We start from the raw sequence: 23388 nt of genomic DNA on the forward strand, positions 1-23388 counted from the left end.
GCCACCCTTGCCGCAACGCATCATTTCCTGTAGGGGCGCGCCCGATAGTCCTGGACAGGCGTTGTGCCCGCCGGGAAACCCGATCCCAAAGGCAGCTTCATGTCCCTGCGTAACATCGCCATCATCGCGCACGTCGACCATGGCAAGACCACTCTCGTCGACCAGCTTTTCCGCCAGTCCGGCACCTTCCGCGACAATCAGCGCGTCGAAGAGCGCGCGATGGACTCCAACGATCTGGAAAAGGAGCGCGGCATCACCATCCTGGCGAAGCCCACCTCGGTCGAATGGAACGGCACGCGCATCAACATCGTCGACACGCCCGGCCACGCCGACTTCGGCGGTGAAGTGGAGCGCATCCTCTCGATGGTCGACGGCGTCATCCTGCTGGTCGATTCGTCGGAAGGCGCAATGCCGCAGACCAAGTTCGTCACCGGCAAGGCGCTGGCCCTGGGCCTCAAGCCCATCGTCGTCGTCAACAAGGTCGATCGCCCGGACGAACGCATCCAGGAAGTGCTGGATGAAGTGTTCGACCTGTTCGTGACGCTGGACGCCACCGACGAGCAGCTCGACTTCCCCGTCCTCTACGCGTCGGGCCGCAACGGTTATGCCAGCGAAGACCCCCAGCGCCGCGAAGGCACGCTGGAGCCGCTGTTCCAGAAGATCGTCGACCATGTGCCGCCGCCGGCGCTGGATCAGGACGCGCCGTTCAGCTTCCTCGTGACCCTGCTCGATCGCGACAATTTCCTCGGCCGCATCCTCACCGGCCGCGTCCAGTCGGGCACGGTCAAGGTGAACCAGCCGATCCATGCGCTCGACATGGACGGCAATGTGATCGAAACCGGCCGCGCGTCGAAGATCATGTCCTTCCAGGGCCTGGACCGCGTCCCCGTGGACGAAGCCAAGGCCGGCGACATCATCTCGCTTGCGGGCCTCACCGTCGCGACCGTCGCCAACACCATCGCCGACCCGCAGGTCAGCGTGCCGATCAAGGCGCAGCCGATCGACCCGCCGACCCTGTCGATGCGCTTCGCCGTCAATGATTCGCCGATGGCGGGCCGCGAAGGCAGCAAGGTGACGAGCCGCATGATCCGCGATCGTCTGGCGCGCGAAGCCGAATCCAACGTCGCCATCAAGGTGACGGAATCGGACGACAAGGACAGTTTCGAAGTCGCCGGTCGTGGCGAGCTTCAGCTGGGCGTCCTCATCGAAACCATGCGCCGCGAAGGCTTCGAACTGGGCATCTCGCGTCCGCGCGTGCTGTTCGGCGAGGATGAGAATGGCGGCAAGACCGAGCCCTATGAAACTGTCGTCATCGACGTGGACGATGAATTTTCCGGCACCGTCGTCGACAAGATGAACATCCGCAAGGCCGAGATGACCGATATGCGCCCCTCGGGCGGCGGCAAGACCCGCATCACCTTCTCCGCCCCCTCGCGCGGCCTGATCGGCTATCATGGCGAATTCCTGTCCGACACGCGCGGCACCGGCATCATGAACCGCCTGTTCGAGAAATATGGCCCCCACAAGGGCAAGATCGAAGGCCGCAAGAACGGCGTCCTGATCTCGAACGGCGCGGGCGAAGCCAACGCCTATGCGCTGGGCCCGCTCGAAGATCGCGGCATCCTGTTCGTGGGCGTCGGCGAAGCGCTCTATGAAGGCATGATCATCGGCGAGAACGCCAAGCCCGAAGATCTTGAGGTCAACCCGATGAAGTCCAAGGCGCTGACCAACTTCCGCGCCAGCGGCAAGGACGACTCGATCCGCCTGACGCCGCCCAAGAAGATGACGCTGGAACAGGCCATCGCCTATATCGACGATGATGAAATGGTTGAGGTCACGCCCAAGACTATTCGCTTGCGCAAGCGCTATCTTGATCCCAACGAGCGCAAGCGCATGAGCCGCTCGAAGGCCGCCGCCTGATCGGCCCGACGATATGCAAAAGGGGCTGGCGCCGGAAGGCGCCGGCCCCTTCGCTTTTCAGGGCGACGACTCAGAACGGGACAGGCGGCGCGATGCTCGGGCACCCGCATTGCCTCGCCTTGCCCTGTCATGTCATCTTTACGGTCTAGGGCGAACCGAATCGTAACCGATGGTTCTGCAAGCAAGGCGCGCGACTGGATGATGCGATCGGTCCGGTTCGTTCATCGATACAGGCGCGCGCAGGAGGAATGACGGAGTGGCGGAAACCCTGCCAGCCTTGAGTGAGGGAGAAAAGCAGTGCCTGCGGCTGGTGGCGCAGGGCTTCAATTCGAAGGAAATCGCGCGGCAGCTGCATGTCTCGGAACATACGGTCGACCAGCGCGTGCGCACCAGCCTGCGCAAATTCGGCGTGCCCTCACGCAAGGAAGCGGCGCGGCTATTCGTTTCGGCTGAGCAACCATCGCCCCAGTTCGGCACATATCAGCCCTTGATATATCAACCGGAAGCGCTTGCCTCCGACCCGCCGGCTGCGCCATCCCCGGTCCAGCCGGACAAGCCGGATACGCCGCAACAGCCCACCACGGTCCTGCGCCGCATCCTCGCCTTCGGCCCGCCGCTTGGGGGATCGACCAACGAACTGAGCATCGACGGCCGCATATTGGCGATGATCCGGGCCGCGATCCTGACCGGGGTCGGTGTCGTCGCTTTGCTGCTGTTGCTTGCAGGAGCCTTTCGGCTCCTGGCCTGATCCTTCCTGGAACGTCCTGCTGAAGAACGCACCGCCGGCATCGGCGCGTGTGAAGGAGAAGACTTGTGCTCAATCTCGATCCCGCCAAGACCCAGGCCGTCGCCGACCAGACCCGTCAGGCCTTCGCCGCCCTCGACACGGCATTGGCTGACACGGCGCATCTGACATCGGCCTTCGTGGCCGCGTCGCAGAACTCCGGCCTTACCGCGAGCGAAAGCCAGCGCATCCTCAAGCAGATCCACGACAGCGCGACCAAGCTCATCGAAAGCCGCAGCGACATGATCCGCGCGACCGCCTTGCTGACCCGCTGCCTTGAACATAGCGCCATTCCCGTCACTTCCGTCGGTTGCCCGATCGGCCTCGAACTGGAAGAGCGCGAAACCGCGCGTCACCTGACCTTGGTCGCCTGACCGGGGTGGGAAGTCGCTGGTGTTCGGACCCGATGTTTGACCCCTCTCACAAACGGAGATTCGGATGCTGGCGGCTTCCTTCTGGCTCCTGACACTGATGGCCTGCCTGTTCGCCGCGCTCTTTGGCGGCCGGGAAGGGCGATGGTTCGTCGCGCTCTTCCTGCTCAGCGTTTTGCTGACGGTGCCGGCCCAACTGGCTGGATCATGGCATGCGACTCAATATTGGCTTGCCATCGTCGACTTGTTGCTCTTGTGCGGACTGATCTGGCTGATGCTTCGGTCTACCAGCTACTGGCCGGTCTGGGCGGCGGGGGCCCAACTGATGACCGTGCTCACTCATGTCGCCACGCTCATCATGCCCGATTTTATCGACCGCATCTATGCCGGGCTCAGCACGGTCTGGGTCATCCCGCTTCTCCTCTTCACCATCATCGGCATCGAACTCGACCGGAAGGCTCGCCATGACCGCGCATATCCCGCGTGAACGCGCCATGCCGACCCAGCAGGCGGTGGACCTGGTGGTCGCGCTGCAACGCTGCCTCACCAGCTTCCACGCGCTGCAGGAAGAACCGCCGGTGCTGGACGGGCAGGATGGCGACGGCTTCGCCATGCTCGCCCGCTATGTCGAGGCGCGCCGCGTCCGCGCGATGATCTTCGGCCAGAACCTCTTCGCCGATCCCGCCTGGGACATGCTGCTCCTGCTCTTCCAGGCGGAACTGGAGGGCCGGACGATGACGCTCGAACAGGTCAGCGAGACGCTGCGCCTGTCGATGAACGTCATGCTCAATCATGTCGGCATATTGGAACGGCGCGGCTTGCTGGCCGAACATCGCCTGTCGCCCAGCGGCCAGCGGCGGCGCATCATGCGGCTCACATCGCTGGCGGTGGACGCCATGACCTCCTGGCTCTCGATCGCCTTCGGCGCGGAGGAAGGCGCGGGGCGCTGACTTGTCAGCCGACGAGCGGCAGGATCAGGCTCACCCGCAGCCCGCCTTCCGCCCGGTTGGCGAAACTGATCCGCCCGCCAAGGCTGTCGGCTATCGTCCGCGCGATCGACAGGCCCAGGCCCACGCCGCCCGTCTCGCGATTGCGGGACGCTTCGCCCCGGTAAAAGGGTTCGCACAGCCGCTCGATCGCCGCCTCGGGCACGCCCGGTCCGTCATCCTCGACAAGGATCGTCGCGCGGCCACCCTTCACGTCGATGGCGATCCGCGCCAATCCGCCATAGCGCACCGCATTTTCGACCAGATTGCCGATGCAGCGGCGCAGCGCCCCGGCGTCGCCCAGCGCCACAGCGCGCGCGCTGCGCACCACCGCCACATCCTGGCCCATGTCAGCCAGGTCGTCCGCCAGCGTCTCGACGATCGCCGACAGGTCGACCCGCACCCGCGCCATTGGCTCCGACCCCTGGCGCATGAAATCGAGCAGCGTCGTCACCATCGCGCGCATTTCCTCGACATCGGCCTGGGCCTTCGCCCGCGGCGCGTCGGGCAATTGCTCCAGGCGGAAGGACAGGCGCGTCATCGGCGTGCGCAGGTCATGGGCGATTGCCACCAGCATCGCCGTGCGCTCGTTCAGATAATCGGCGATCCGCGCGCGCATATGATTATAGGCGGCGCCCACCGCCCGCACTTCGGGCGGCCCGTTCAGCGGCAGCGGCTGCGCCTGTTCGGGCCGTTCGGTGGCCGCGCCTTCGGCCAGCTGGCGGATCGGCTGGGTGATGCGCCGCGCCACCCAGTAAGCGGGCAGCAGCAGCAGCACGAAAATGCCCGCCATCAGCGACAGGGTGATGGCATACCAGCGCAGGTTCGCGCCCTGCCACGCCTGGATGACGCGCCAGCCCTGGCCGTCCCGCTGCGCCAGTATGAAGGCGCGGTGCAGCATCTGCCCTTGGTCCGCGCGCACCATCGCCCGCATCGACGCTGGCGGCTTTTGGCGCAGCAGGCGGATGTCGGCGGCCGGCACGCCGATCAGCCGGGCGATCTGTGCGCCTTGCTGACCAGCAATTTCCTGTTCGGGCTCGGGCTGCGGCGCGCGATCCGACCGGTAGCGCGTGACGCTCCAGGCCGAACCGGGCGCATCGCTCGCGCCGGCGCCGCGCAGCAGCTGCGCCGCCTCGCCCAGCAGCATCGGTCGGGCATGGGGCGGGGGACCGCGAAAGGCGACCAGCATCATTGCCGCCAGCGCCAGCAGCAGCGACGCCGCCACCAGTGCGACGATGCGAGTCAGGATCGACGGGTTGATCCGCTCCAGGGGCGCGCTCACGCCGGGCGCACCTCGGCGGTGAACATATAGCCTTCGTTGCGCACGGTGCGCACCAGGTCGTCGACGCCCTCGCGCCGCGCGCCGCGTTCCAGCTTGCGGCGCAGGCGGCTCACCTGCACGTCGATCGCGCGGTCATAGCTTTCGGTTTCGCTGCCGGTCGAATAATCGAGCAGCTGGTCGCGGCTCAGTACCCGGCGCGGATGCTCGATGAACGCGCGCAGCAGGCGGAATTCGCCATCGGTCAACGTGACGACGACATTGTCGGGATCGGTCAGCAGCCGCGCGCCCATGTCGATCTGCCACCCTGCAAAGCGCAGCTTGCGCGCCGTCGGATCGGCCGCTTCCTGCCGCCGGTGCCGGCGCAGCACGGTGCGGATGCGCGCCAGCAATTCGCGCGGATTGCACGGCTTGGGCAGATAATCCTCCGCCCCCATTTCCAGGCCGACGATCCGGTCGATGTCGCTGCCGATCGCCGACAGCATGATGACCGGCAATCCCCCGCGCGCGGCCAGCCGCCGCAGGATCGACAACCCGTCCTCGCCCGGCATCATCACGTCCAGCACGGCGATGTCGAACGCGTCGGCCGCCATCGCCCGGTCCATCGCCGCGCCATCGGCCACCGCGGTCACGGCAAAGCCGTGCTGTTCCAGAAAATCGGACAGGAGGGCGCGGATGTCGCCATCGTCATCGACCACCAATATGCGCGAACCATCCATAGCGGGGGCCAGCATATCGGGTAAAATCTCGTCCTGCAAAATCATCCGTGTCAGCCCCATCAGATCGCCAGCCCGACCGTCACCGTGCCGGTAAAGCCATTGGTCAGGTCGCCGGTCATTACCGGCGTCATCGCCGTGACCTGAGCGCTGCTATTGTCGCCGAACACATTGTCGCTGCTGGTCGATGTGCGGGCGAAGTTGGTCGCGCTGCTGGCATAGCCGCTGCTCGCATAGACCGTGTCGCAGGCCGCCTGCGGCATCGCGAACTGTGAACAGAGCAGCCGGTTGCTGTAGCTCGTCGCCCGCGCCAGGCTTGGATAGACCTCGAAATGGACATGCGGGTATCGCCCGTCATAGCAGCCGGGAAAGATGCTGGTGAAGGTCACCTGGCCATTGGCGTCGGTCACGCCCACGCCGCGCAGGTAATTTTCGTCCGGCACGGTATAGAGCGAATAGAGCCCGTCGCTGGTGCAGTGCCAGATATAGACGGCATAGCCCTCCAGCGCGGCGCAGCCGCTGTTCACGTCGACGACGGTGATGGTGAGCGTCATCGTCACGCCGTTGGCGGTGCGGCTCGCCGATCCGAAGCTCGACCGGATGTCGCTGCGCTGGATGCCGCTATCGTCCAGCACATTGACCACACTGCCGTTGCTGCTGTTGGATCCGTCGGCGGGATAGGGGCCGTTGACCTCCTCGGGGTCGGCGACGCAGCTGTCGCTCGATGTCGGCGTGGGCGTCGGGGTCGGCGTGGGTGTCGGCGTGGGCGTAGGTGTCGGCGTCGCTGTCGATCCGACCGATGATCCGGATCCGCCGCACGCACCGATCAGCGCGGCGCCGCTCGCGGAAAAGAGCAGGCGCAAGGTGCGCCGCCGCCCGATATTTTCCCGCGCCAGTTCGCGCATCCGTTCCAGATCGTGCAGCAACCCATGATCATGGGCTTCGTCCCGTCCGCTCATTACCCTGCCTCTCATGCTGTCTTTTCAGGCCCTCATCGGCGCGATAGAGGAGGCTTGTCTCCGGGCGATTGCCCGATGTAGCGGCTTTGTAGCATGCCAAAACACTGGCCTCGGCGGTGCCGGGTCCATATAGTCGCCCCGTTTGCCTCCTCCCGCGAAAGCGCTTCATGCATCTTCTCATCGGCCTTGCCGGCATTGTCCTGATCCTCGCCATCGCCTTCGCCCTCTCCTCCAACCGCCGCGCCATCCGCCTGCGCGTGGTCGGCGCGGCCTTCCTGCTGCAGGCGGGCATCGCGCTTCTGGTGCTCTATGTGCCGGCCGGCCGCGCCGTCATCGGCGGCATGTCGCGGGGCGTGTCGAACCTGCTCGGCTATGCGCAGGCGGGCACCGACTTCATCTTCGGCCCGCTCGCCCGGCCCGACGTCGGCGGCGCCAGCTTCGCGATCGCGGCGCTGCCGGTCATCATCTTCTTCGCCAGCCTGGTGTCGATCCTTTATTATCTCGGCATCATGCAGTTCGTCGTCCGCTGGGTCGGCGGCGCGATCGAGAAGGTGACGGGCGTGTCCAAGGTCGAAAGCCTGTGCGCGGCCGCCAATATCTTCGTCGGGCAGAGCGAAAGCCCGCTGGTCATCCGCCCCTATCTCGCCGGCCTCAATCCCGCCCAGCTGTTCGCGGTGATGACCAGCGGCATGGCGGGCGTCGCCGGCACCATCCTGGCCGCCTATGCTTCCATGGGGATCCGCATCGACTATCTGCTCGCCGCCAGCTTCATGGCCGCGCCCGGCGGCCTGCTGATGGCCAAGATCATCATGCCCGACGAGCCGGAGCGCGAACCCGAACTGCCGCTGGGCGAAGCACGCGATCTGCCGCTGCCGGAAATCCGGATGAGCGGCGCCGGGCCGGCCGCGCTGATGAGCGAGACGACGCCCGGCGAGCCCATGCCGCCCGCCACGCATGACGAGGAACGCCCCGCAAACATCATCATGGCCGCGGCGCAGGGCGCGCAGACAGGTGTCAAACTCGCTGTCGCGGTCGGCGCCATGGTGCTCGCCTTCGTTGCGCTCGTGGCGCTGGCCAACGGCATATTGGGCGGCATCGGCGCGCTGTTCGGCTATCCCGATCTCAGCTTCCAGCTGCTGCTCGGCTATGTCTTCTCGCCGGTCATGTATCTGCTCAACATCCCCTGGACCGAAGCACAGGTCGCCGGCGGCCTGTTCGGCACGAAGGTCGTGCTCAACGAATTCGTCGCCTACATCAATCTGGGCCAGGTGCAGGGCGCGCTGTCGCCCACCACCATCGCCATCGTCACCTTTGCGCTGTGCGGTTTCGCCAATTTCAGCTCGATCGCGATCCAGATGGCGGTTACCGGCAATCTCGCGCCCAATCAGCGGCCGATGATCGCGAAGCTGGGCATCAAGGCGCTGATCGCGGGCAGCCTTGCGAACCTGATGAGCGCGGCGCTAGCGGGCCTGATGCTCAGCCTCTGACGGGGCGACCGCGCGCCTCTCATACAGGGCCTGTTCCTCCGCTCACATTTGCGCTATGGTTAACGCCATGGGGGCAAAGACTTTTCTTGCGGTCGCACTGGCGACCCTGAGCTGGACGGGCGTGAGCGCCGCGCAGGCGCCGACGCCCGGCACTCTGGAAACCTACAAGGACTGGACGATCGGCTGCGACAATCGCAACCGGTGTGAAGCCGTCGCGCTGCTGCCCGAAGGCGGCGCCTGGCCCGACAATCCGGTGATGGTCGGCATCGTGCGCGACGCCGGTCCGGAGGCGGAGGCGGAGGTGTGGACCAGTCGCGACGCCAAGGGCGCGGGCGAGGTCGGTTTCTTCGTCGATGGCCGCCGCATCGCTGCGGCGCAGAGCCGCGATGGCGACGCCACCGTGCGCGGGCCGCAGGCCGCCGCCCTCGCCATCGCCATGGCGCGCGGCAGCCAGCTGGAGCTGCGCGCGGGCAATCGCCTGCTGGGCCGGCCCTCGCTGGCCGGATCGGGCGCGGCGCTGCGCTATATGGACGCGCGACAGGGGCGGGCCGGCACCAGCACCGCGCTGGTCGCGACGGGCCCGCTCGGCGCGCTGGCAGTGCGTCCTGCGCCCGCCGCGCCGGTCGTCAAGCGCGCGCCTGTCCCCACCAGCGGGACGCCGGTCACCCTCTGGCGCGAGGAACTGACCGCGCTTGGCAAATTCACTGGCTGCGCCCAGGAAATGCGCGCCGCTCAGCCGCCCGAACTGCATCGCCTCTCGAAGAACGAAACGCTCATCCTCGTGCCCTGCGGCAGCGGCGCCTATAATGTCACCACGGTCCCGGTGGTCGCCACTGGCATCGCCGGCCGCCGCGCCTTTCATTTCGCCACTTTCGACTACAAGCCCGGCTGGAGCGCGGAGGAAGCCAAGCCGATGCTGGTCAACGCCGGCTGGGTTCCGGAGAAATCGGAATTGTCGAGCTTCGCCAAGGGGCGCGGCATCGGCGATTGCGGCGGCAGCGAAACCTATGTCTGGGACGGCACGCGCTTCCGCCTGACCGAAGCGACCAGCATGGGCGAATGTCGCGGCGCCTGGCACTGGATCAGGACCTGGTCGGCGCGGGTCAGCGATTGACAATCGCCGTGTCGCCTTTTGCAATGGCGCGCGGCCGGTCGGCGCCTATATCCTGTTCATGGCTACCCAATCCCTGACCGTTCCGCAGTCGCGATCCGCCTTGCCCGACCCGGTGCGCGCCGTCATCTTCGACATGGACGGCACGCTGATCGATACCGAAGCGGCGCATCGTCAGGCGTTCGTCGACACCGGCAATGCGCTGGGCTGGCCGCTTTCCGACGCGCTGCTCCTGTCGATGGTCGGCATTCACCGCGACGAAAATCAGCGGATGCTGGCCGACCGTCTCGGCCCGGACTTCCCGCTTGCGCAATTCTACGCCGACAGCGACGCCCTGTTCGAAGCAGCGGTCGACGCCGGCATCCCGCTACGGCCTGGCGCCGAGCTGCTGCTCGATCATCTCGCGCAAGCCGGCATCCCGATGGCGCTCGCCACCTCCACCGCCGCTCCCTTCGCGCAGCAGCGGCTGGCGCGCAGCGGCCTGCTCGATTATTTCGACGTGATCGTGACGCGCAGCGATGTGGAGCGGCCCAAGCCGCATCCCGAACCCTATCTGCTCGCCGCCCGGCGCCTTGGCGTGGATCCGGCGCATATCGTCGCGGTGGAGGACAGTCATGCCGGGGTCCGATCGGCCACGGCCGCCGGCATCGCCACCGTCATGGTGCCCGATTTGCTGCCGCCGACCGAGGAGCTGACGCTGGCCTGCGCCCATGTGCTGCCCAGCCTCGCCGACCTGCGCGACCTGCTGCTCACCACGCCGTGAGCCCTGGCGGGCCGGTCAGCCCGCCTTCGCCAGCACCAGCCCGAACAGCCCTTCATCGTCGGTCCATTCCTCGACCGGCTCCCATCCGCCCGCGCGCAGCAGCAGCCGTTCATCGCGCGTGCCATATTTGTGGCTGCTCTCGGTATGGATCGTCTCGCCCGCATCCATGTGGAAACAGGCGCCGGCGACGTGGAAATGCAGCGGCCGCACCGCTTCCAGATGCATCTCGATCCGCGCCTTCTCGTCGTTCCACACCGCGCGATGGGAAAAGCCGTCGATCGGCAGGTCGCCTTCCAGCTCGCGGTTGATCCGTTCGATCAGGTTGAGGTTGAACGCGGCCGTCACGCCCTGCGCATCGTCATAGGCGGCGATCAGCCGGTCGCGATCCTTGATCCGGTCCATGCCGATCAGCAGCATGGCGTCCTCGCCCAGCAGCCGGCGCATCGCGCGCAACAGGTCGACCGCCGCGTCGGGCTCCATATTGCCGATCGTCGATCCGGGAAAGAAGCCCAGGCGCGGCATGCCGGCAATCTCCCGCGGCAGGTCGAGCGGCTGGTTGAAGTCGCCCACGACCGGCAGCACCGGCAATTCGGGAAAGTCGCCCGCCAGCTGCGCGCTGCTCGCCTGCAGGAAATCGCCGCTGATGTCGATCGGCACATAAGCGGCGGGCCGGATCGCGCGCAGCAGATGCGGCGTCTTGCGCGAACTGCCCGCGCCGAATTCCACCACCGCGCGCCCTTCGCCCACCGCCCGCGCGAAATCCAGGCCATGGGCTTTCAGCAGCGCGGTTTCGGTGCGCGTCGGATAATATTCGGGCAGGTCGGTGATCTGTTCGAACAATTCCGATCCGCGCCGGTCGTAGAACCAGATGGGCGGCGTGGCCTTGGGCTCGCGCGCCAGCCCATCCAATATGTCGCGGCGGAACGCCGGGTCGATCGTGCGCGGGCGGGCGGGGGCTTCCTCGGTCAGCAGCATCGTCACAGATCCTTGGCCAGGCGCAGTCCGGTGAACTGCCAGCGTTGATGGGGGTAGAAGAAATTGCGGTAGCTGGCCCTTATATGGCCGCGCGGCGTGGCGCAGCTGCCGCCCTTCAGCACGAACTGGCCGGACATGAACTTGCCATTATATTCCCCGACCGCGCCGGGCGCCGCGCGAAAGCCGGGGTGGGGGCGATAGGCGCTGCCGGTCCATTCCCACACATCGCCGAACATCTGCGTCAGCGCGTCGGTGGGCGCGGCCGCGCGGGGGCGGGGGCTGGCCGCGCCGTCGAACTGGTTGCCGCCGCCCGGCGCGATATTCTGCGCCGCGCTTTCCCATTCCGCCTCGGTCGGCAATCGCGCGCCGGCCCAGCTGGCATAGGCGTCGGCTTCATATAGGCTGATATGCGTGACCGGCGCGGCGGGGTTTACCGGTTGCCGTCCATCCAGTCCGAACCGGGTCCAGCCCTGTTCGCCCTGGCGCCAGTAAAGCGGCGCCTCGACGCCCTCCGCTTGAACCCATGCCCAGCCGTCCGACAGCCATAGCGAGGGCGTGGCATAGCCGCCATCCTCGATGAAGGCGATCCATTCGCCATTGGTGATCGGGCGATGCGCCAGCGCATGGGGGTGCAGCAGCGCGCGGTGGCGCGGCCCCTCGCAGTCGAAGGCGAAGCCGCTGCGCCCGTCGTCGCCAATCTCCGCCAGCCCCTCGCGCCCCTCGATCCAGTGGAGCGGACCGGGCAGGTCCACCGCGCTGGCGCTGCGCGCCTCGAACAAGGCGGGTTCCAGCGGGTTGAGCGAAAAGAGATGCAGCAGGTCCGTCAGCATCAGTTCCTGATGTTGCTGCTCATGGTGCAGGCCCAGCGTCATGGCGCTCGGCGGCAACGTCGGCAAGGCCGCGATCAGCGCGGCGTCGACATGCGCGCGATAGGCCAGGATGTCGCTCAGCACCGGGCGGCTCAGCATGCCGCGCATCGGCCGGGCATGGCGCGGGCCTTCCGCCTCATAATAGCTGTTGAACAGATAGGCGTAGCGCGGATCGAACGGGCGATAATTCTCGACATGATCGCGCAGCACGAATGTTTCGAAGAACCAGGTGACATGCGCCAGATGCCATTTGGCCGGCGATGCGTCCGGCATGGACTGCACCGTCGCGTCCGCGTCGGACAGGGGCGCGGCGATCGCCTGCGTCAGGCCCCGAACGTCACGGTAGCGGGTCGCCAGGTCGTCCTGGCGTGCATCGCTCCAGCTTCTGGCCATTCACGCCCCTTCCGATACGGTTGCGCCGCTCATCAGGGAAGAAGCGCATGGGCCGGGGAAGGGTTCCGCTGCCCCTAGGGACAGGTGGCCGAAAGGCTGGCCCTAGCGCGGCACACCCGGTCGCGCCCGGCCTGCTTGGCGTCGTAGAGCGCGCCGTCGGCGGCCGCGAGCGCCTCCTCCACCGGGCCGCCCGACCAGCGGCTCAAGCCCGCCGAAAAGCTGATGATGCGGCCATTGACGCGGCCGATGGGCTCGCGCCGCATCTGCTCGGCGATGCGCGCCAGCGCCCAGCTCGCCTCCTCCTCGACGCTGTTGCAAAAGAAGATGGCGAACTCCTCGCCGCCCCAGCGCGCCACCAGGTCGGCGCGGCGCACCTGCGACGCCAGCCGGTCGGCGAAGGCGGCCAGCACCCGGTCGCCCTCGTCATGGCCCATCAGGTCGTTGACCTGCTTGAAGAAATCAATGTCGATCAGAGCGACACAGCCCTTGCGCTGGCCCGTCGGCAGCGCCTCGATCCCCGCCAGGAATCCGCGCCGGTTGGCAACGCCCGTCAGCGGGTCCTCATGCGCGGCGACCGCCAGATCGTCGATCTGCGCTCGCGTCAGCACCGCCGCCCGCTGCACCCCGGCATAGAGATTCTGGATGACGTCGCCGACCCGGGGCAGCGGCGCGCTGTCGCCCGATTGCGCGCTCAGCGTGTCGGCCAGCGCATGGATCGGTGTCAGCAGCGCGCCGATGCCGTATAGCGCAAGGCCGGTGCCCGCCACCGTCGCCAGCGTAAGCGTCACCACCTCCGCCAGCGCCAGCCGCCCGGTCGCCGCGCCCCAGCCGATATAGCAGAGCAGCGGCAAATGAGTGGCGACGAAACAGACGGCGAAAAGGCGCAGGCGCAGCGACCGTGGGAAGATGAACGAGGTGGCGAGGTAGAATTGCATGGCGACCCCTTATCAAGTCGCGCGGAAATTCCTCGCGCCGTCTGAAGGCTTTCTCAAGAAAGACGGTTAACGGGCGCGAATGAGCCGATCTGTTGCGCGCATGAGTCCGGACGAACCCGGCGGGCTCAGCGCGACGCGCCCGGCACCCATTTGACATCGCCCGCGCCATTGTCGTTCAGTCGCCGCGCCAGCACGAACAGCAGGTCGGACAGGCGATTGAGAAAGGCGAGCGCCTGCGGGTTGAGCGCCACCTCTACGGCCGCCGCCGTGGCGCTGCGCTCGGCTCGGCGCGTGATCGCGCGCGCCAGGTGGACGGCCGCGGCCGCCGCCGATCCGCCGGGCAGGACGAAGCTGTCGAGCGGCGCCAACTCGGCGTTCATCAGGTCGATCTCCGCTTCCAGCCGCGCGACCTGGCTGGCGACGATGCGCAGCGCCCAGGGCGCGTCCTCGCCGTCGGTGATCGGCGTCGCCAGGTCCGCGCCCAGGTCGAACAGGTCGTTCTGGATGGTGGTCAGCCAGCGCGTCTCGGGCCGGGCGCCCATGGCGATGATGGCCAGGCCAATGGCGCTGTTCGCTTCGTCGACATCGCCCACCGCCTGCATCCTCGGCGCATATTTGGGCAGGCGCGACCCGTCGGCCAGGCTCGTCGTGCCGCCATCGCCCGTGCGCGTGTAGATCTTGTTCAGCTTGACCATGGCGTCCGTCCGTCGCGTTCAGCCATGCCCCTTGGCCATCAGCAATATGGCGACGATGATGATCGCGCCCGCCTGGAACAGGATGCGGTTCATCATCATGCGGTTCTGCTTCAGCCGCGCCGGGCTGGGGCCGCTGCCCTCGGGCGCGCTCAGATCCTCCTTGGTGGTCTGGAGGAAGGCGATGATGCCCCGCACCAGCGCGACCAGCGTCGCGATCATGGCGAGGATGAGGGCGATGACTAGGACCGTGTTCATGCGCGCCAGCCTATGCGCTGCCGCAGCGGATGCCAACCGGAAAGCGCCCGGCGCGCAGGTCCATCGCCAGGGCGTGCGGGTCCATGCCCTGCGCCCGCAACGCGGCGATCGCAATCGCCCCGCTGCGCTTGGCCAGGCGCCGCCCCTGCGCGTCGACCAGCAGCGGATGATGGCGATAGGCGGGGGAGGGCAGGTCGAGCAGCGCCTGCAGCAGCCGGTGAATGTCCGTCACGCTGCGCAGGTCGGTGCCGCGCAGCACATGCGTCACGCCCATCGCGGCGTCGTCCAGCGTGCAGGACAGATGATAGCTTGCCGGCGCATCCTTGCGCGCCAGCACGACGTCGCCATGCGCCAGTGGATCGGCCGTCATCATCGCGTCGCCGGCATCGTCAAAGGCCCGCCAACGCAGCGGCCCGGCCTCAACGCCTGCCTCGGCCTCCGCCATCGCCACGGCCCGGCCCATGTCGATCCGCCAGGCATGGGCCTCTCCGTCCGCGATCCGCCGCGCGCGCTCGGCCGCGTTCAGTCCGCGGCAGGTGCCCGGATAGACCGGTCCTTCGGGTCCGTGCGGCGCGGTCACGCTCGCCTGGATGTCGGCGCGTGTGCAGAAACAGGGATAGAGCAGCCCCATCGCCCGCAGCCGGTCCAGCGCCGCTGCATAGGTGCCCGTCCGCTGCGACTGGAAAATGATCTCTCCGTCCCATGCGACGCCCAGCCAGCGCAGATCCTCGATGATCGCCGCCACATGTTCGGGCCGGCTGCGAGTCCCGTCGATATCCTCGATGCGTAGCCGCATCGTCCCTCCGGCCACGCGCGCCAGGTCCATCGCCATCAGCGCGGACCAGCCATGGCCGACATGCAATCGACCGGTGGGGCTCGGCGCGAAGCGGGTCACCATATGCTGTGGTGCGACGGCCCGTGTCATACAGGCCCTTGACGAACAATATTCGTTAATGCTGTCATACGCGCGTCATGTTGCTGGTGGATCAGCGGCTTCGGCAAGGGGGTAGAAGTTTTTCTATGTACCATCCCGACCTGATACGACACCCGGAAAACTGTCCGGCGCTTGTTCTGAATGCAGACTATACGCCGCTCAGCTATTATCCGTTGAGCCTGTGGCCCTGGCAGACCGCCATCAAGGCGGTTTTTTTGGAACGGGTCGACATCGTCTCCTCCTATGAGCGGGAGGTGCACAGCCCCAGCCTCCAGATGAAGATCCCGTCGGTCATCGCGCTCAAACAATATGTGAAGCCGTCCGAACATCCCGCCTTCACCCGCTTCAACCTGTTCCTGCGCGACCGGTTCGCCTGCCAATATTGCGGCTCGACCAGCGATCTCACCTTCGACCATGTCGTGCCGCGCCGCGCCGGCGGCCGCACCACCTGGGAAAATGTGGCGACCGCCTGCTCGCCCTGCAATCTCAAGAAGGGCGGGCGCACGCCCAAGGAAGCGCATATGCAATTGCATGTGCAGCCGATCCGCCCGACCAGCTGGCAGTTGCAGGAACATGGCCGCGGCTTCCCGCCGGGCTATCTGCATGAAAGCTGGCATGACTGGCTCTACTGGGACGTCGAACTGCTCGCCTGAGCCCGCGCCGATCAGTTGACGGGCAGCCGCCCGTGCCGATCAGCTGGCGGGCAGCCAGTCCAGGTCCATATCCTTGTGCCGGTTGGTATAGTGGCCGATATCCTCCAGCCGCTCCACATCCAGCAACGTGATGCGCCCGTTGGAGCGGCTGATCAGCCCTTCCTGCTCCATCTGCCGGATCATCCGGTTCACATGCACCGACGTCAGGCCGATGGAATCGCCGATTTCCTCCTGCGTCAGCTTCAGCTCGAAACTGTCCTGGATATTGTCGTCGGTAACGCGCAGCCGGTGGAACATGTCCAGCAGGAACGCGGCGACCCGCGCCTTGGCTGATGTGCGGCCCAGCGACGCCAGCCGGTCGGTCATCGACACCCGCTCGGCATTGGACAGCAGGAACAGCAGCGCCGCGACGCGCGGATGCTCCTCCAGCAGCCGGCGCAGCGCAAGCTTGTCGAACGGGCACACGACCGCGTCCGACAGCGCAACCAGCGATTCCGGCGCGCGGCTGTAGATGGTGCTGGCCGAACCGATGAAGTCGCCCGGAAAATAGACGCGCAATATCTGCCGGCTCCCGTCGGGCAGGATGACGAAGCTCATCACTCTCCCTTCGCGCAGCACGAATAATTCAGTAATAGGCTCATTGACCCGCTGGATGATCGCCCCGCGCTTTATCTTGCGGGGGTTTTCCTCCAACTTCGTCAACGCTGCCTTTTCCGCGTCGGACAACGGCACATGGCGCGTCAGTTGCTCCGCGAAACAGCTTGTTGCCACCAACTCACCTTCTTGCAAAAATAGTCGTTACGATGGCAAAACGCCCCTTCCGCCTTTTGGCTGCATTTTCAGCTTCTGCACTAAACTCGATCAATTCCTGGAGCGGCCCGCTAATATTGTGCCGGCCCGACGCCTGCGTGTCTGCGCCCATCTCACCTGCCTTGCGCGCCGCGCGTTTGCCGCTATTAACCCTTACCGATGGACCGCATTGATATTCGCGGCGGCACCGCGCTGAACGGCCGCCTTCCCATTTCCGGCGCGAAAAATGCCGCGCTCACGCTGCTGCCCTGCGCGCTGCTGACGGACGAGCCGGTGACGTTGCGCAACCTGCCGCGGCTCGCCGATGTCGACAGTTTCGGCCATCTGCTCAACCAGCTTGGCGTCTCGACCATGATCGAGGGCGCGCGGCCCGAGGATTTTGGCCGTGTCATGACGCTGCGCGCCGGCCGCGTCACCTCGACCGAAGCGCCCTATGACATCGTGCGCAAGATGCGCGCCTCCATCCTCGTGCTTGGCCCGCTGCTCGCCCGCGCCGGCGAGGCGCGCGTGTCGCTGCCGGGCGGCTGCGCCATCGGCAACCGGCCGATCGATCTTCACCTGAAGGCGCTCGAAGCATTCGGCGCCCGGATCGAGCTGGCGGCGGGCTATGTCCGGGCCAGCGCGCCCGACGGCGGCCTGCCGGGCGGCGTCTATACCTTCCCCGTCGTGTCGGTCGGCGCCACCGAAAATGCGGTGATGGCGGCGGTGCTCGCTAAGGGGACATGCACGCTCGAAAACGCCGCGCGCGAGCCCGAGATCGTCGATCTGTGCAAGCTGCTGGTCGCGATGGGCGCGGATATCGAAGGGATCGGCAGCGACAAGCTGGTGATCCATGGCCGCGATCGCCTGCACGGCGCGACCTACAGTGTCATGCCCGACCGGATCGAGGCGGGCAGCTATGCCTGCGCCGCAGCCATCACCGGCGGCTCGCTCGACCTGGTCGGCGCCAGCGCCGACGACATGCACGCCATCCTCGCCGCGCTGCGCGAAGCGGGGGTGCAGGTGGATGTGCACAAGGACGGGATCCGCGTCTCCTCCGATGGCAAGCTGCGCCCGCTCACGCTCTCGACGGCCCCCTTCCCGGCCTTCCCGACCGACATGCAGGCGCAGTTCATGGCGATGCTGACGCTGGCCGACGGCGCATCGGTGCTGACCGAAACCATCTTCGAAAATCGCTACATGCATGTGCCCGAACTGGCGCGCATGGGGGCCGACATCGCCGTCAACGGCCGCACCGCCGTGGTGCGGGGCGTCTCGCAGCTGGTCGGCGCGCCGGTGATGGCCACCGATCTGCGCGCGTCGATGAGCCTCATCCTCGCCGGCCTCGCGGCGCAGGGCGAAACCCGCGTCAATCGCGTCTATCATCTCGACCGCGGCTATGAACGGCTGGAAGAAAAGCTGTCCGCCGTTGGCGCCGACATCGAACGTGTCAGCGATGGCTGACGGGCGCGGGCTGGCGACGGATCGGGCGGCGCTGCTGGCGCTCTACGATCTCGACGCCGGCGGCTTTCGCACCCTGGACGACATCACCGCTTTTGCGGCGACCCTGTGCGACGCGCCGATTGCGCTCATCAGCATTGTCGAGGATGTGCGCCAGCGCTTCCTCGCCCGCGTCGGCCTCGATGCCGAAGAAACGCCGCGCGACGTCTCCTTCTGCGCGCTGGCGATGCTGGGGGAGGCGCTGTTCGTGGTGCCCGACGCGACCTGCGACCCGCGGTTCGCCGACAATGCGCTCGTCACCGGCTCGCCGCACATCCGCTTCTATGCCGGCGCGCCGCTGATCGGCGGCGATGGTGAGCCGCTGGGCGCGCTGTGCGTCATCGACACCGCGCCGCGCGCTGATCTCACGCCGTTGCAGCGGCAGGGGCTGACCCTGCTCGCGCGCCAGGTGATGATGGAACTGGAAGGGCGTCGGCGCGACCGCGACATGATCGTCCAGCAGCGGCTCGACGCCGCCGCCGTGGCCGACAGCGACCGTATGTTCCGGACCCTGGCCGATACCATGCCGCAGATGGTCTGGTCGACGCTGCCCGATGGCTATCATGATTATTATAACGCGCGCTGGTACGAATATACCGGGGTCCCGGTCGGTTCGACCGATGGGGAGGCGTGGAACGGCATGTTTCATCCCGATGACCGGGCGCTCGCCTGGGAAAAATGGCGCAAGAGCCTGGCGACTGGCGAGCCTTATGAAATCGAATATCGGCTGCGCCATCATAGCGGCCAATATCGCTGGACGCTGGGGCGCGCGCTGCCGATCCGCGATGCGCGGGGCCAGATCATGCGCTGGATCGGCACCTGCACCGACATCCACGAACAGAAGCTGATGATGGAAGAGCGCGAGATGATCGCGCATGAACTCTCGCACCGGATTAAGAATATCTTCTCGGTCATCGCCGGCCTCATCGGTCTGTCGGCGCGCCAGAACCCGGCGATCCGCGATGTCGCCGACGATCTGCGCGACCGCATCCTGGCGCTCGGCCGCGCGCATGACTTCGTGCGCCCGCACAGCACGGATTCCGCGCCCCGCATTGGCCAGGGGCAGGGGCGTCTCTGGGGCATTCTCGACCAGATTTTCGCGCCCTATCGCAACGGCGATGGTTCGCGCATCCTTTTCTTGGGCGATGATCCCCTCATCGACGATCGCTCGGCGACGCCGCTCGCCCTGCTGTTCCACGAACTCGCCACCAACGCCGCCAAATATGGCGCCCTCTCGGTCGCAAACGGGCGCGTATATCTGCATGTCTCGCGCGAAGGCGACGATGTGCGGCTGGACTGGCGCGAAGAAGGCGGGCCAGCGACGGTTCCCGCGACGGCCGACGGGTTTGGCAGCCGCCTGATGACGCTTAGTGTTGAGCGGCAGCTTGGCGGACGGCTTCAGCGCGACTGGCGCGCCGAGGGCCTGTGCCTCAGCCTCTGGATTCCATCGCGTTCCATGAGCCGGGCGGCGGGAACGGCGTAAAGCCCGCGATTTCCGCCGCCGCCAGTTCGGGCTGTTCGGCCGCCGCCAGTTGCAGCGCCGCGGCGATGCTCTGAGCGCGGAACGGCTTCATGATGACGCCCAGCGCCGCGACCGATGCTTCGCCGATCTGCGCCGGATTGGCGGTGACATAGATGACGCGGATGCCGTGCTGGCTCGCCAGCTCCATGCCGATCCGCGGCCCGGTCGGCCCGTCGCGCAGGTTCAGGTCCACCAGCGCGATGTCGCAGCTTGCCGCGCCCGCCAGCGCAGCCGCGCGATCCGCCGCGATCGCGGCGACATCGAAGCCCGCATCCTCGACGATCTGCTCGATCTCCAGCGCGACGAAAATCTCGTCTTCGACGATGAGGACCTTCTTGCTCATTTGCTGACCCGATATGCTTGGAGCGAGAAAAGGACTCGCATTCCACAAAGTTCCACAAAAGTCCGAAAAAACCGCAAAGCCGCCCGAAAATTCAGGTCACTCGCCGACGCTGGTCCAGAGAGTCTCGAACTGCGTCCCCTGCATCAGTAGCACCGAAGCAGGATAGCCCGCGCCGGCCGCCTTCTGCGCCGTATCCCTGGCGCTCTCCACCGCTTCGGCCTGGGTAGGGAAGGGGCCATAATATTTATTGTCTAGATTGATCTTCCACACGCCCTCATGCGCAAGGACGATGTAGCGGGCATGGGGCAGGGTCATGGTTCAAAATACCTCGGTGTTTCGATGGTGCCAGCGCTATAAGAGCATTGCGTCCAGGTTAAAACGATAGCACTCGCTGAAAAGACAGGACTTTTCAGTGGATGCGCTCCTCTACATCCGGTGGTCAAGCCAGGAGCAGAATAAAGGTGACGATCGCATACGCCAGCTGCTTCTAGGTGAGGAAGCGCCAAAGCGTCGTGGCTGGATTGTGCGAGAACGTATATCGATGTGATTATGGTGCTCATTCGGTTGCTTGGGAGCGCGGCGTAAATGAAGAAGTGTCTGTCAGAGCCTATTCCGGCAATCTTTGTGGCAGCGCGGCTACTGCATCAGGCCGGTGAGGCACATCAGGCAGGAGATCGCCAAGAAGCGAGCCGTTTGCTGATGGCGGCTGATGACCCAGCGGTCCGGGAGCATACGGAAATGCTATGGGGCGCTGGTGGACGTCAGCGATTTAAATTCATCACCTTGCCGGACGCGCCGCCCTATTTCGCAAAACTTGACCGGCCGCTGCCGCGAATGCCGACGAAGACCATATGCGCGCGGATAATTGCGCGAGATGGTTATCATTGTCGTTTTTGCGGTATTCCGGTGATCGGTGCCGACACGCGAAAAGCGATCCGAAAAGCGTATCCCGACGCGGTGCCCTGGGGGAAGACAAATATTCTGCAACATGCGGCTTTGCAGTGCATGTGGCTGCAATATGACCACATTCTGCCGAATGCACGAGGCGGAGGCAGCGACATCGATAATGTCGTCGTTACTTGCGCTCCCTGCAATTTCGGACGGATGGAACATACATTGGAGGAAGCCCAGTTAAACGATCCTCGTTTGGATTTCCGGCGCGACACATGGAATGGTTATAGATCATGGAATGGGCTCGCCCAATTCGGCGCAATCGGGTGAGGTATAGATTTTGCTCAGCCTCATTCGGGTTGAACGAAAGTGTTATCTTTATATCTCAAGTTTTTAGCATATCGACGCCGTTATTGTAATGATGCCAGTGCTATAAGAGCATTGCGTTAAGGTTTTAACGATAGCACTCGCTGAAAAGAAAGGACTTTTCAGTGGATGCGCTCCTCTACATCCGATGGTCAAGCCAAGAGCAGAACAAAGGTGACAGCCATAGGCGGCAATTGCGGCTGGGCGAGGACGCCGCGAAACATCGTGGTTGGATTATCCGCGAAACGTTAATCGAGGATGGTCGATCCGCCTATCATGGCCGCAATCGTGATGCTGGTGGCAAGCTGGCGGAAATAGAAGAGCGTTCGCGCCTCGGCCAACTGGATGGATGGGTCTTGTTGGTCGAGCAGCTGGACCGGCTGAGCCGCCAGCAACCCATCCAGACACTCAACCTCATTACCAGCCTCACCGGCGCAGGCGTCACGATCTTCGAAACTTCCACCGGGCGCAAATGGGACAATGAGAGCGTTCGGTCGAGCTGGACCGATTTGCTGGAAGCCTTCATTCGAGCCGGTCTGGCGTTCGATGAAAGTGACAAAAAGAGCAAGCGCATCAAGAGCGCATGGGCAGCCACGCGCGAGCGCGGGGCAACCAAGGATGGCTTGGCGGACCCGCGCATTATGCCCGGCTGGATGGAAGTGGTTGATGGCCATTACCGGATAATCGAAGAACGGGCTGAATGGATCAGGTCGATATTTCGTTGGTGCATCGAAGGAGTGTCGCTGATGGGCGTAGCGCGGCGACTGAATGCTGATCCTAAATCGCGCTGGACCGCTGGAAGTTGGGCTGCACCAAATATCAGCCAGCTTATTCGCGCTCGGAACGTGCTGGGCGAATATCTGCCGCAAACCAAGGATCAGAACGGCAAGCGCGTTCCTGCGGGAGATTGGACCAAATGCTATCCTGCGATCATTGACGAACCGACATGGCAAGCGGCGCAGGCTGCCTTACAGCGCCGTGCAAGTGCCAGTCCCAGCGCGCGAAACCGGCGCATCAACATTTTGGCTGGCATGGTCGTATGCGGTGCCTGCTTTGGTCCGCTCTTTCTTGGCACAAACACAAAAAGTGCCCGGCGGTTGATATGTCGAAACAGGCATCAAAATTCCGGTTGCGATGCGCGGACGACCTATCATTATCCGAATCTGGAGCGGGGTGTGCTGGACAATGTTCTTCACATTGCCGTGCCGGAGCAGGCGGGGCCGGGTCGTGCAGCGGGCGCGATAACAAATCTCGAACTATCTTTGCAGGAGAGGAAAGGGCGGCTCGAAAAGCTGGTTGATAGCTACTCACGTACCGGCAGCGCAGCCATGGAGCGCGGCATATTGTCTCTTGAGCGGGAAATCAGTGTCGGAGAAGACGATCTTGCTCACCTGCGGAAGCAAGAGCGGGAGGCGGCAAATAGGCCAGCACCAACGGAATTGCTCAAACGGGCGGCAGCGTTGCGGAGCAAGATGGTCGATGACGACAGCCGATCGCATATGAACCAACTGCTCCGCTCGCTGGTGACTTCCATAGTGATGAATCCCATCAACATGGAAGCGACGGTGATCCTTCTTGGAGGTCTGGCAGCAATCAAGCTCGACAAGCATGGTGACAAGGTTGCTGAAGTGGACGCGAAAGCCATGTTGCTCGATCCAGATGGGAGGACGCAAACCGTCGCTGCGACGATCGGAGCTGATGTGCCTCATCGAATGATGCTGGACCAATGGGAAGCTCGGACGGATGCATAGAATTTGCGTCAAATCTTCCCTGCAAAGGGCCACAGAAGGTCGATCCTTGAACCTGTGACGCGCTATGCCGCTGCCGCCGTCGGGAGTGTGAGGCCCCTTACAGGGGCGAGAAAAGTTTAGCCGTTAAACTTGCGAAGCTGA

General features: G+C 65.3%; 25 protein-coding genes. 13 read left to right on the plus strand and 12 right to left on the minus strand.

The features are described from left to right. Window positions 1-99: 99 nt before the first annotated feature. The 5 genes from typA to ACGGKE_RS13185 all read left to right on the plus strand — a co-directional run bounded on the left by typA (window position 100) and on the right by ACGGKE_RS13185 (window position 4025). A complete protein-coding gene (typA, locus tag ACGGKE_RS13165) occupies window positions 100-1920 on the plus strand; it encodes a translational GTPase TypA (RefSeq protein ID WP_394438611.1) in 1821 nt (606 codons plus the stop codon). A 256-nt stretch (window positions 1921-2176) separates the two neighbouring features. Continuing rightward, entirely contained in the window at window positions 2177-2668 is a 492-nt protein-coding gene (locus tag ACGGKE_RS13170; RefSeq protein WP_394438613.1) for a response regulator transcription factor, read from the plus strand. Window positions 2669-2733: 65 nt separating this feature from the next. After that, a complete protein-coding gene (locus ACGGKE_RS13175) occupies window positions 2734-3078 on the plus strand; it encodes a hypothetical protein (protein ID WP_394438614.1) in 345 nt (114 codons plus the stop codon). A 64-nt stretch (window positions 3079-3142) separates the two neighbouring features. Beyond that, window positions 3143-3562: a hypothetical protein gene (locus ACGGKE_RS13180; RefSeq protein WP_394438615.1), complete on the plus strand. Its 420-nt coding sequence runs from the start codon at window positions 3143-3145 to the stop codon at window positions 3560-3562. Beyond that, window positions 3540-4025, plus strand: coding sequence for an ArsR family transcriptional regulator (locus ACGGKE_RS13185; RefSeq protein ID WP_394438616.1), 486 nt, complete (start codon window positions 3540-3542; stop codon window positions 4023-4025). The genes ACGGKE_RS13180 and ACGGKE_RS13185 overlap by 23 nt, the downstream gene beginning before the upstream one ends. Before the next feature lie 4 nt (window positions 4026-4029). Here ACGGKE_RS13185 and ACGGKE_RS13190 read toward each other — a convergent pair whose 3' ends face one another. The 3 genes from ACGGKE_RS13190 to ACGGKE_RS13200 are packed head-to-tail and all read right to left on the minus strand — an operon-like array spanning window position 4030 to window position 7015. Beyond that, window positions 4030-5343 (minus strand): ATP-binding protein, encoded by a 1314-nt coding sequence (locus ACGGKE_RS13190; RefSeq protein ID WP_394438617.1) that lies wholly within the window; start codon window positions 5341-5343, stop codon window positions 4030-4032. Beyond that, window positions 5340-6074: a response regulator gene (locus ACGGKE_RS13195; RefSeq protein ID WP_394438619.1), complete on the minus strand. Its 735-nt coding sequence runs from the start codon at window positions 6072-6074 to the stop codon at window positions 5340-5342. Before ACGGKE_RS13195 ends, ACGGKE_RS13190 begins: the two co-directional genes overlap by 4 nt. Before the next feature lie 44 nt (window positions 6075-6118). Further along, window positions 6119-7015 carry an intradiol ring-cleavage dioxygenase gene (locus ACGGKE_RS13200; RefSeq protein ID WP_394438620.1) on the minus strand — a complete coding sequence of 299 codons (897 nt, stop codon included), beginning with the start codon at window positions 7013-7015 and terminating at the stop codon, window positions 6119-6121. 167 nt (window positions 7016-7182) lie between these two features. Between ACGGKE_RS13200 and ACGGKE_RS13205 the strand changes: the two genes are divergently transcribed. From ACGGKE_RS13205 to ACGGKE_RS13215, 3 genes are all read left to right on the plus strand, one after another. Continuing rightward, a complete protein-coding gene (locus ACGGKE_RS13205) occupies window positions 7183-8502 on the plus strand; it encodes a NupC/NupG family nucleoside CNT transporter (RefSeq protein WP_394438621.1) in 1320 nt (439 codons plus the stop codon). 67 nt (window positions 8503-8569) lie between these two features. Continuing rightward, window positions 8570-9616 carry a DUF1176 domain-containing protein gene (locus tag ACGGKE_RS13210; protein ID WP_394438622.1) on the plus strand — a complete coding sequence of 349 codons (1047 nt, stop codon included), beginning with the start codon at window positions 8570-8572 and terminating at the stop codon, window positions 9614-9616. A 58-nt stretch (window positions 9617-9674) separates the two neighbouring features. Then, window positions 9675-10376 carry an HAD family hydrolase gene (locus ACGGKE_RS13215; protein ID WP_394438623.1) on the plus strand — a complete coding sequence of 234 codons (702 nt, stop codon included), beginning with the start codon at window positions 9675-9677 and terminating at the stop codon, window positions 10374-10376. A 15-nt stretch (window positions 10377-10391) separates the two neighbouring features. Here ACGGKE_RS13215 and egtD read toward each other — a convergent pair whose 3' ends face one another. The 6 genes from egtD to gluQRS all read right to left on the minus strand — a co-directional run bounded on the left by egtD (window position 10392) and on the right by gluQRS (window position 15423). Then, entirely contained in the window at window positions 10392-11351 is a 960-nt protein-coding gene (egtD, locus tag ACGGKE_RS13220; RefSeq protein ID WP_394438624.1) for an L-histidine N(alpha)-methyltransferase, read from the minus strand. Between the two features lie 2 nt (window positions 11352-11353). Beyond that, window positions 11354-12613, minus strand: coding sequence for an ergothioneine biosynthesis protein EgtB (gene egtB, locus ACGGKE_RS13225; protein ID WP_394438625.1), 1260 nt, complete (start codon window positions 12611-12613; stop codon window positions 11354-11356). A 74-nt stretch (window positions 12614-12687) separates the two neighbouring features. Then, complete coding sequence (locus ACGGKE_RS13230) at window positions 12688-13548, minus strand: GGDEF domain-containing protein (RefSeq protein ID WP_394438626.1); 861 nt, start codon at window positions 13546-13548, stop codon at window positions 12688-12690. A 125-nt stretch (window positions 13549-13673) separates the two neighbouring features. After that, window positions 13674-14243, minus strand: coding sequence for a cob(I)yrinic acid a,c-diamide adenosyltransferase (locus tag ACGGKE_RS13235; RefSeq protein ID WP_394438627.1), 570 nt, complete (start codon window positions 14241-14243; stop codon window positions 13674-13676). An 18-nt stretch (window positions 14244-14261) separates the two neighbouring features. Then, the gene (locus ACGGKE_RS13240; RefSeq protein WP_394438628.1) at window positions 14262-14498 is read right to left on the minus strand and encodes a twin transmembrane helix small protein; all 237 of its coding nucleotides are present in this window, start codon (window positions 14496-14498) and stop codon (window positions 14262-14264) included. 10 nt (window positions 14499-14508) lie between these two features. Then, the gene (gene gluQRS, locus ACGGKE_RS13245) at window positions 14509-15423 is read right to left on the minus strand and encodes a tRNA glutamyl-Q(34) synthetase GluQRS (RefSeq protein ID WP_394438629.1); all 915 of its coding nucleotides are present in this window, start codon (window positions 15421-15423) and stop codon (window positions 14509-14511) included. A 95-nt stretch (window positions 15424-15518) separates the two neighbouring features. Here gluQRS and ACGGKE_RS13250 point away from each other — a divergent pair, with 95 nt between their 5' ends. Continuing rightward, window positions 15519-16085, plus strand: coding sequence for an HNH endonuclease (locus ACGGKE_RS13250; RefSeq protein ID WP_228167831.1), 567 nt, complete (start codon window positions 15519-15521; stop codon window positions 16083-16085). A gap of 39 nt (window positions 16086-16124) precedes the next feature. Here ACGGKE_RS13250 and ACGGKE_RS13255 read toward each other — a convergent pair whose 3' ends face one another. Then, window positions 16125-16859 (minus strand): Crp/Fnr family transcriptional regulator, encoded by a 735-nt coding sequence (locus tag ACGGKE_RS13255; RefSeq protein WP_394438630.1) that lies wholly within the window; start codon window positions 16857-16859, stop codon window positions 16125-16127. Window positions 16860-17054: 195 nt separating this feature from the next. Between ACGGKE_RS13255 and murA the strand changes: the two genes are divergently transcribed. Together murA and ACGGKE_RS13265 are read left to right on the plus strand one after the other, a co-directional pair. After that, on the plus strand, window positions 17055-18338 hold the full coding sequence (gene murA / locus ACGGKE_RS13260; protein ID WP_394438631.1) for a UDP-N-acetylglucosamine 1-carboxyvinyltransferase: 1284 nt from the start codon (window positions 17055-17057) through the stop codon (window positions 18336-18338). Beyond that, complete coding sequence (locus ACGGKE_RS13265) at window positions 18331-19857, plus strand: sensor histidine kinase (protein WP_394438633.1); 1527 nt, start codon at window positions 18331-18333, stop codon at window positions 19855-19857. The genes murA and ACGGKE_RS13265 overlap by 8 nt, the downstream gene beginning before the upstream one ends. Here ACGGKE_RS13265 and ACGGKE_RS13270 read toward each other — a convergent pair. Next, window positions 19805-20239 (minus strand): response regulator, encoded by a 435-nt coding sequence (locus ACGGKE_RS13270; protein ID WP_394438634.1) that lies wholly within the window; start codon window positions 20237-20239, stop codon window positions 19805-19807. The genes ACGGKE_RS13265 and ACGGKE_RS13270 overlap by 53 nt on opposite strands. Before the next feature lie 96 nt (window positions 20240-20335). After that, on the minus strand, window positions 20336-20554 hold the full coding sequence (locus ACGGKE_RS13275; RefSeq protein WP_394438635.1) for a DUF2188 domain-containing protein: 219 nt from the start codon (window positions 20552-20554) through the stop codon (window positions 20336-20338). A gap of 270 nt (window positions 20555-20824) precedes the next feature. On the opposite strand from ACGGKE_RS13275, the gene ACGGKE_RS13280 reads away from it, so the two are divergent. Both ACGGKE_RS13280 and ACGGKE_RS13285 read left to right on the plus strand, forming a co-directional pair. Next, the gene (locus tag ACGGKE_RS13280) at window positions 20825-21460 is read left to right on the plus strand and encodes an HNH endonuclease (RefSeq protein ID WP_394438637.1); all 636 of its coding nucleotides are present in this window, start codon (window positions 20825-20827) and stop codon (window positions 21458-21460) included. Between the two features lie 161 nt (window positions 21461-21621). Then, window positions 21622-23247, plus strand: a complete 1626-nt coding sequence (locus ACGGKE_RS13285; protein ID WP_021227990.1) for a recombinase family protein — start codon at window positions 21622-21624, stop codon at window positions 23245-23247. The last annotated feature ends 141 nt before the right edge of the window (window positions 23248-23388 follow it).

The organism is Sphingobium naphthae, from assembly GCF_043589935.1.
Classification (GTDB): domain Bacteria; phylum Pseudomonadota; class Alphaproteobacteria; order Sphingomonadales; family Sphingomonadaceae; genus Sphingobium; species Sphingobium naphthae_A.

Coding starts and splice junctions, on each gene's coding strand:
- typA (WP_394438611.1), top strand. CDS start 100: ATGTCCCTGCGTAACATCGCCATCATCGCGCACGTCGACCATGGCAAG.
- ACGGKE_RS13180 (WP_394438615.1), top strand. CDS start 3,143: ATGCTGGCGGCTTCCTTCTGGCTCCTGACACTGATGGCCTGCCTGTTC.
- ACGGKE_RS13185 (WP_394438616.1), top strand. CDS start 3,540: ATGACCGCGCATATCCCGCGTGAACGCGCCATGCCGACCCAGCAGGCG.
- ACGGKE_RS13195 (WP_394438619.1), bottom strand. CDS start 6,074: ATGCTGGCCCCCGCTATGGATGGTTCGCGCATATTGGTGGTCGATGAC.
- ACGGKE_RS13200 (WP_394438620.1), bottom strand. CDS start 7,015: ATGAGCGGACGGGACGAAGCCCATGATCATGGGTTGCTGCACGATCTG.
- ACGGKE_RS13205 (WP_394438621.1), top strand. CDS start 7,183: ATGCATCTTCTCATCGGCCTTGCCGGCATTGTCCTGATCCTCGCCATC.
- ACGGKE_RS13210 (WP_394438622.1), top strand. CDS start 8,570: ATGGGGGCAAAGACTTTTCTTGCGGTCGCACTGGCGACCCTGAGCTGG.
- ACGGKE_RS13215 (WP_394438623.1), top strand. CDS start 9,675: ATGGCTACCCAATCCCTGACCGTTCCGCAGTCGCGATCCGCCTTGCCC.
- egtD (WP_394438624.1), bottom strand. CDS start 11,351: ATGCTGCTGACCGAGGAAGCCCCCGCCCGCCCGCGCACGATCGACCCG.
- egtB (WP_394438625.1), bottom strand. CDS start 12,613: ATGGCCAGAAGCTGGAGCGATGCACGCCAGGACGACCTGGCGACCCGC.
- ACGGKE_RS13230 (WP_394438626.1), bottom strand. CDS start 13,548: ATGCAATTCTACCTCGCCACCTCGTTCATCTTCCCACGGTCGCTGCGC.
- ACGGKE_RS13235 (WP_394438627.1), bottom strand. CDS start 14,243: ATGGTCAAGCTGAACAAGATCTACACGCGCACGGGCGATGGCGGCACG.
- ACGGKE_RS13240 (WP_394438628.1), bottom strand. CDS start 14,498: ATGAACACGGTCCTAGTCATCGCCCTCATCCTCGCCATGATCGCGACG.
- gluQRS (WP_394438629.1), bottom strand. CDS start 15,423: ATGACACGGGCCGTCGCACCACAGCATATGGTGACCCGCTTCGCGCCG.
- ACGGKE_RS13250 (WP_228167831.1), top strand. CDS start 15,519: ATGTACCATCCCGACCTGATACGACACCCGGAAAACTGTCCGGCGCTT.
- murA (WP_394438631.1), top strand. CDS start 17,055: ATGGACCGCATTGATATTCGCGGCGGCACCGCGCTGAACGGCCGCCTT.
- ACGGKE_RS13265 (WP_394438633.1), top strand. CDS start 18,331: ATGGCTGACGGGCGCGGGCTGGCGACGGATCGGGCGGCGCTGCTGGCG.
- ACGGKE_RS13270 (WP_394438634.1), bottom strand. CDS start 20,239: ATGAGCAAGAAGGTCCTCATCGTCGAAGACGAGATTTTCGTCGCGCTG.
- ACGGKE_RS13275 (WP_394438635.1), bottom strand. CDS start 20,554: ATGACCCTGCCCCATGCCCGCTACATCGTCCTTGCGCATGAGGGCGTG.
- ACGGKE_RS13280 (WP_394438637.1), top strand. CDS start 20,825: ATGAAGAAGTGTCTGTCAGAGCCTATTCCGGCAATCTTTGTGGCAGCG.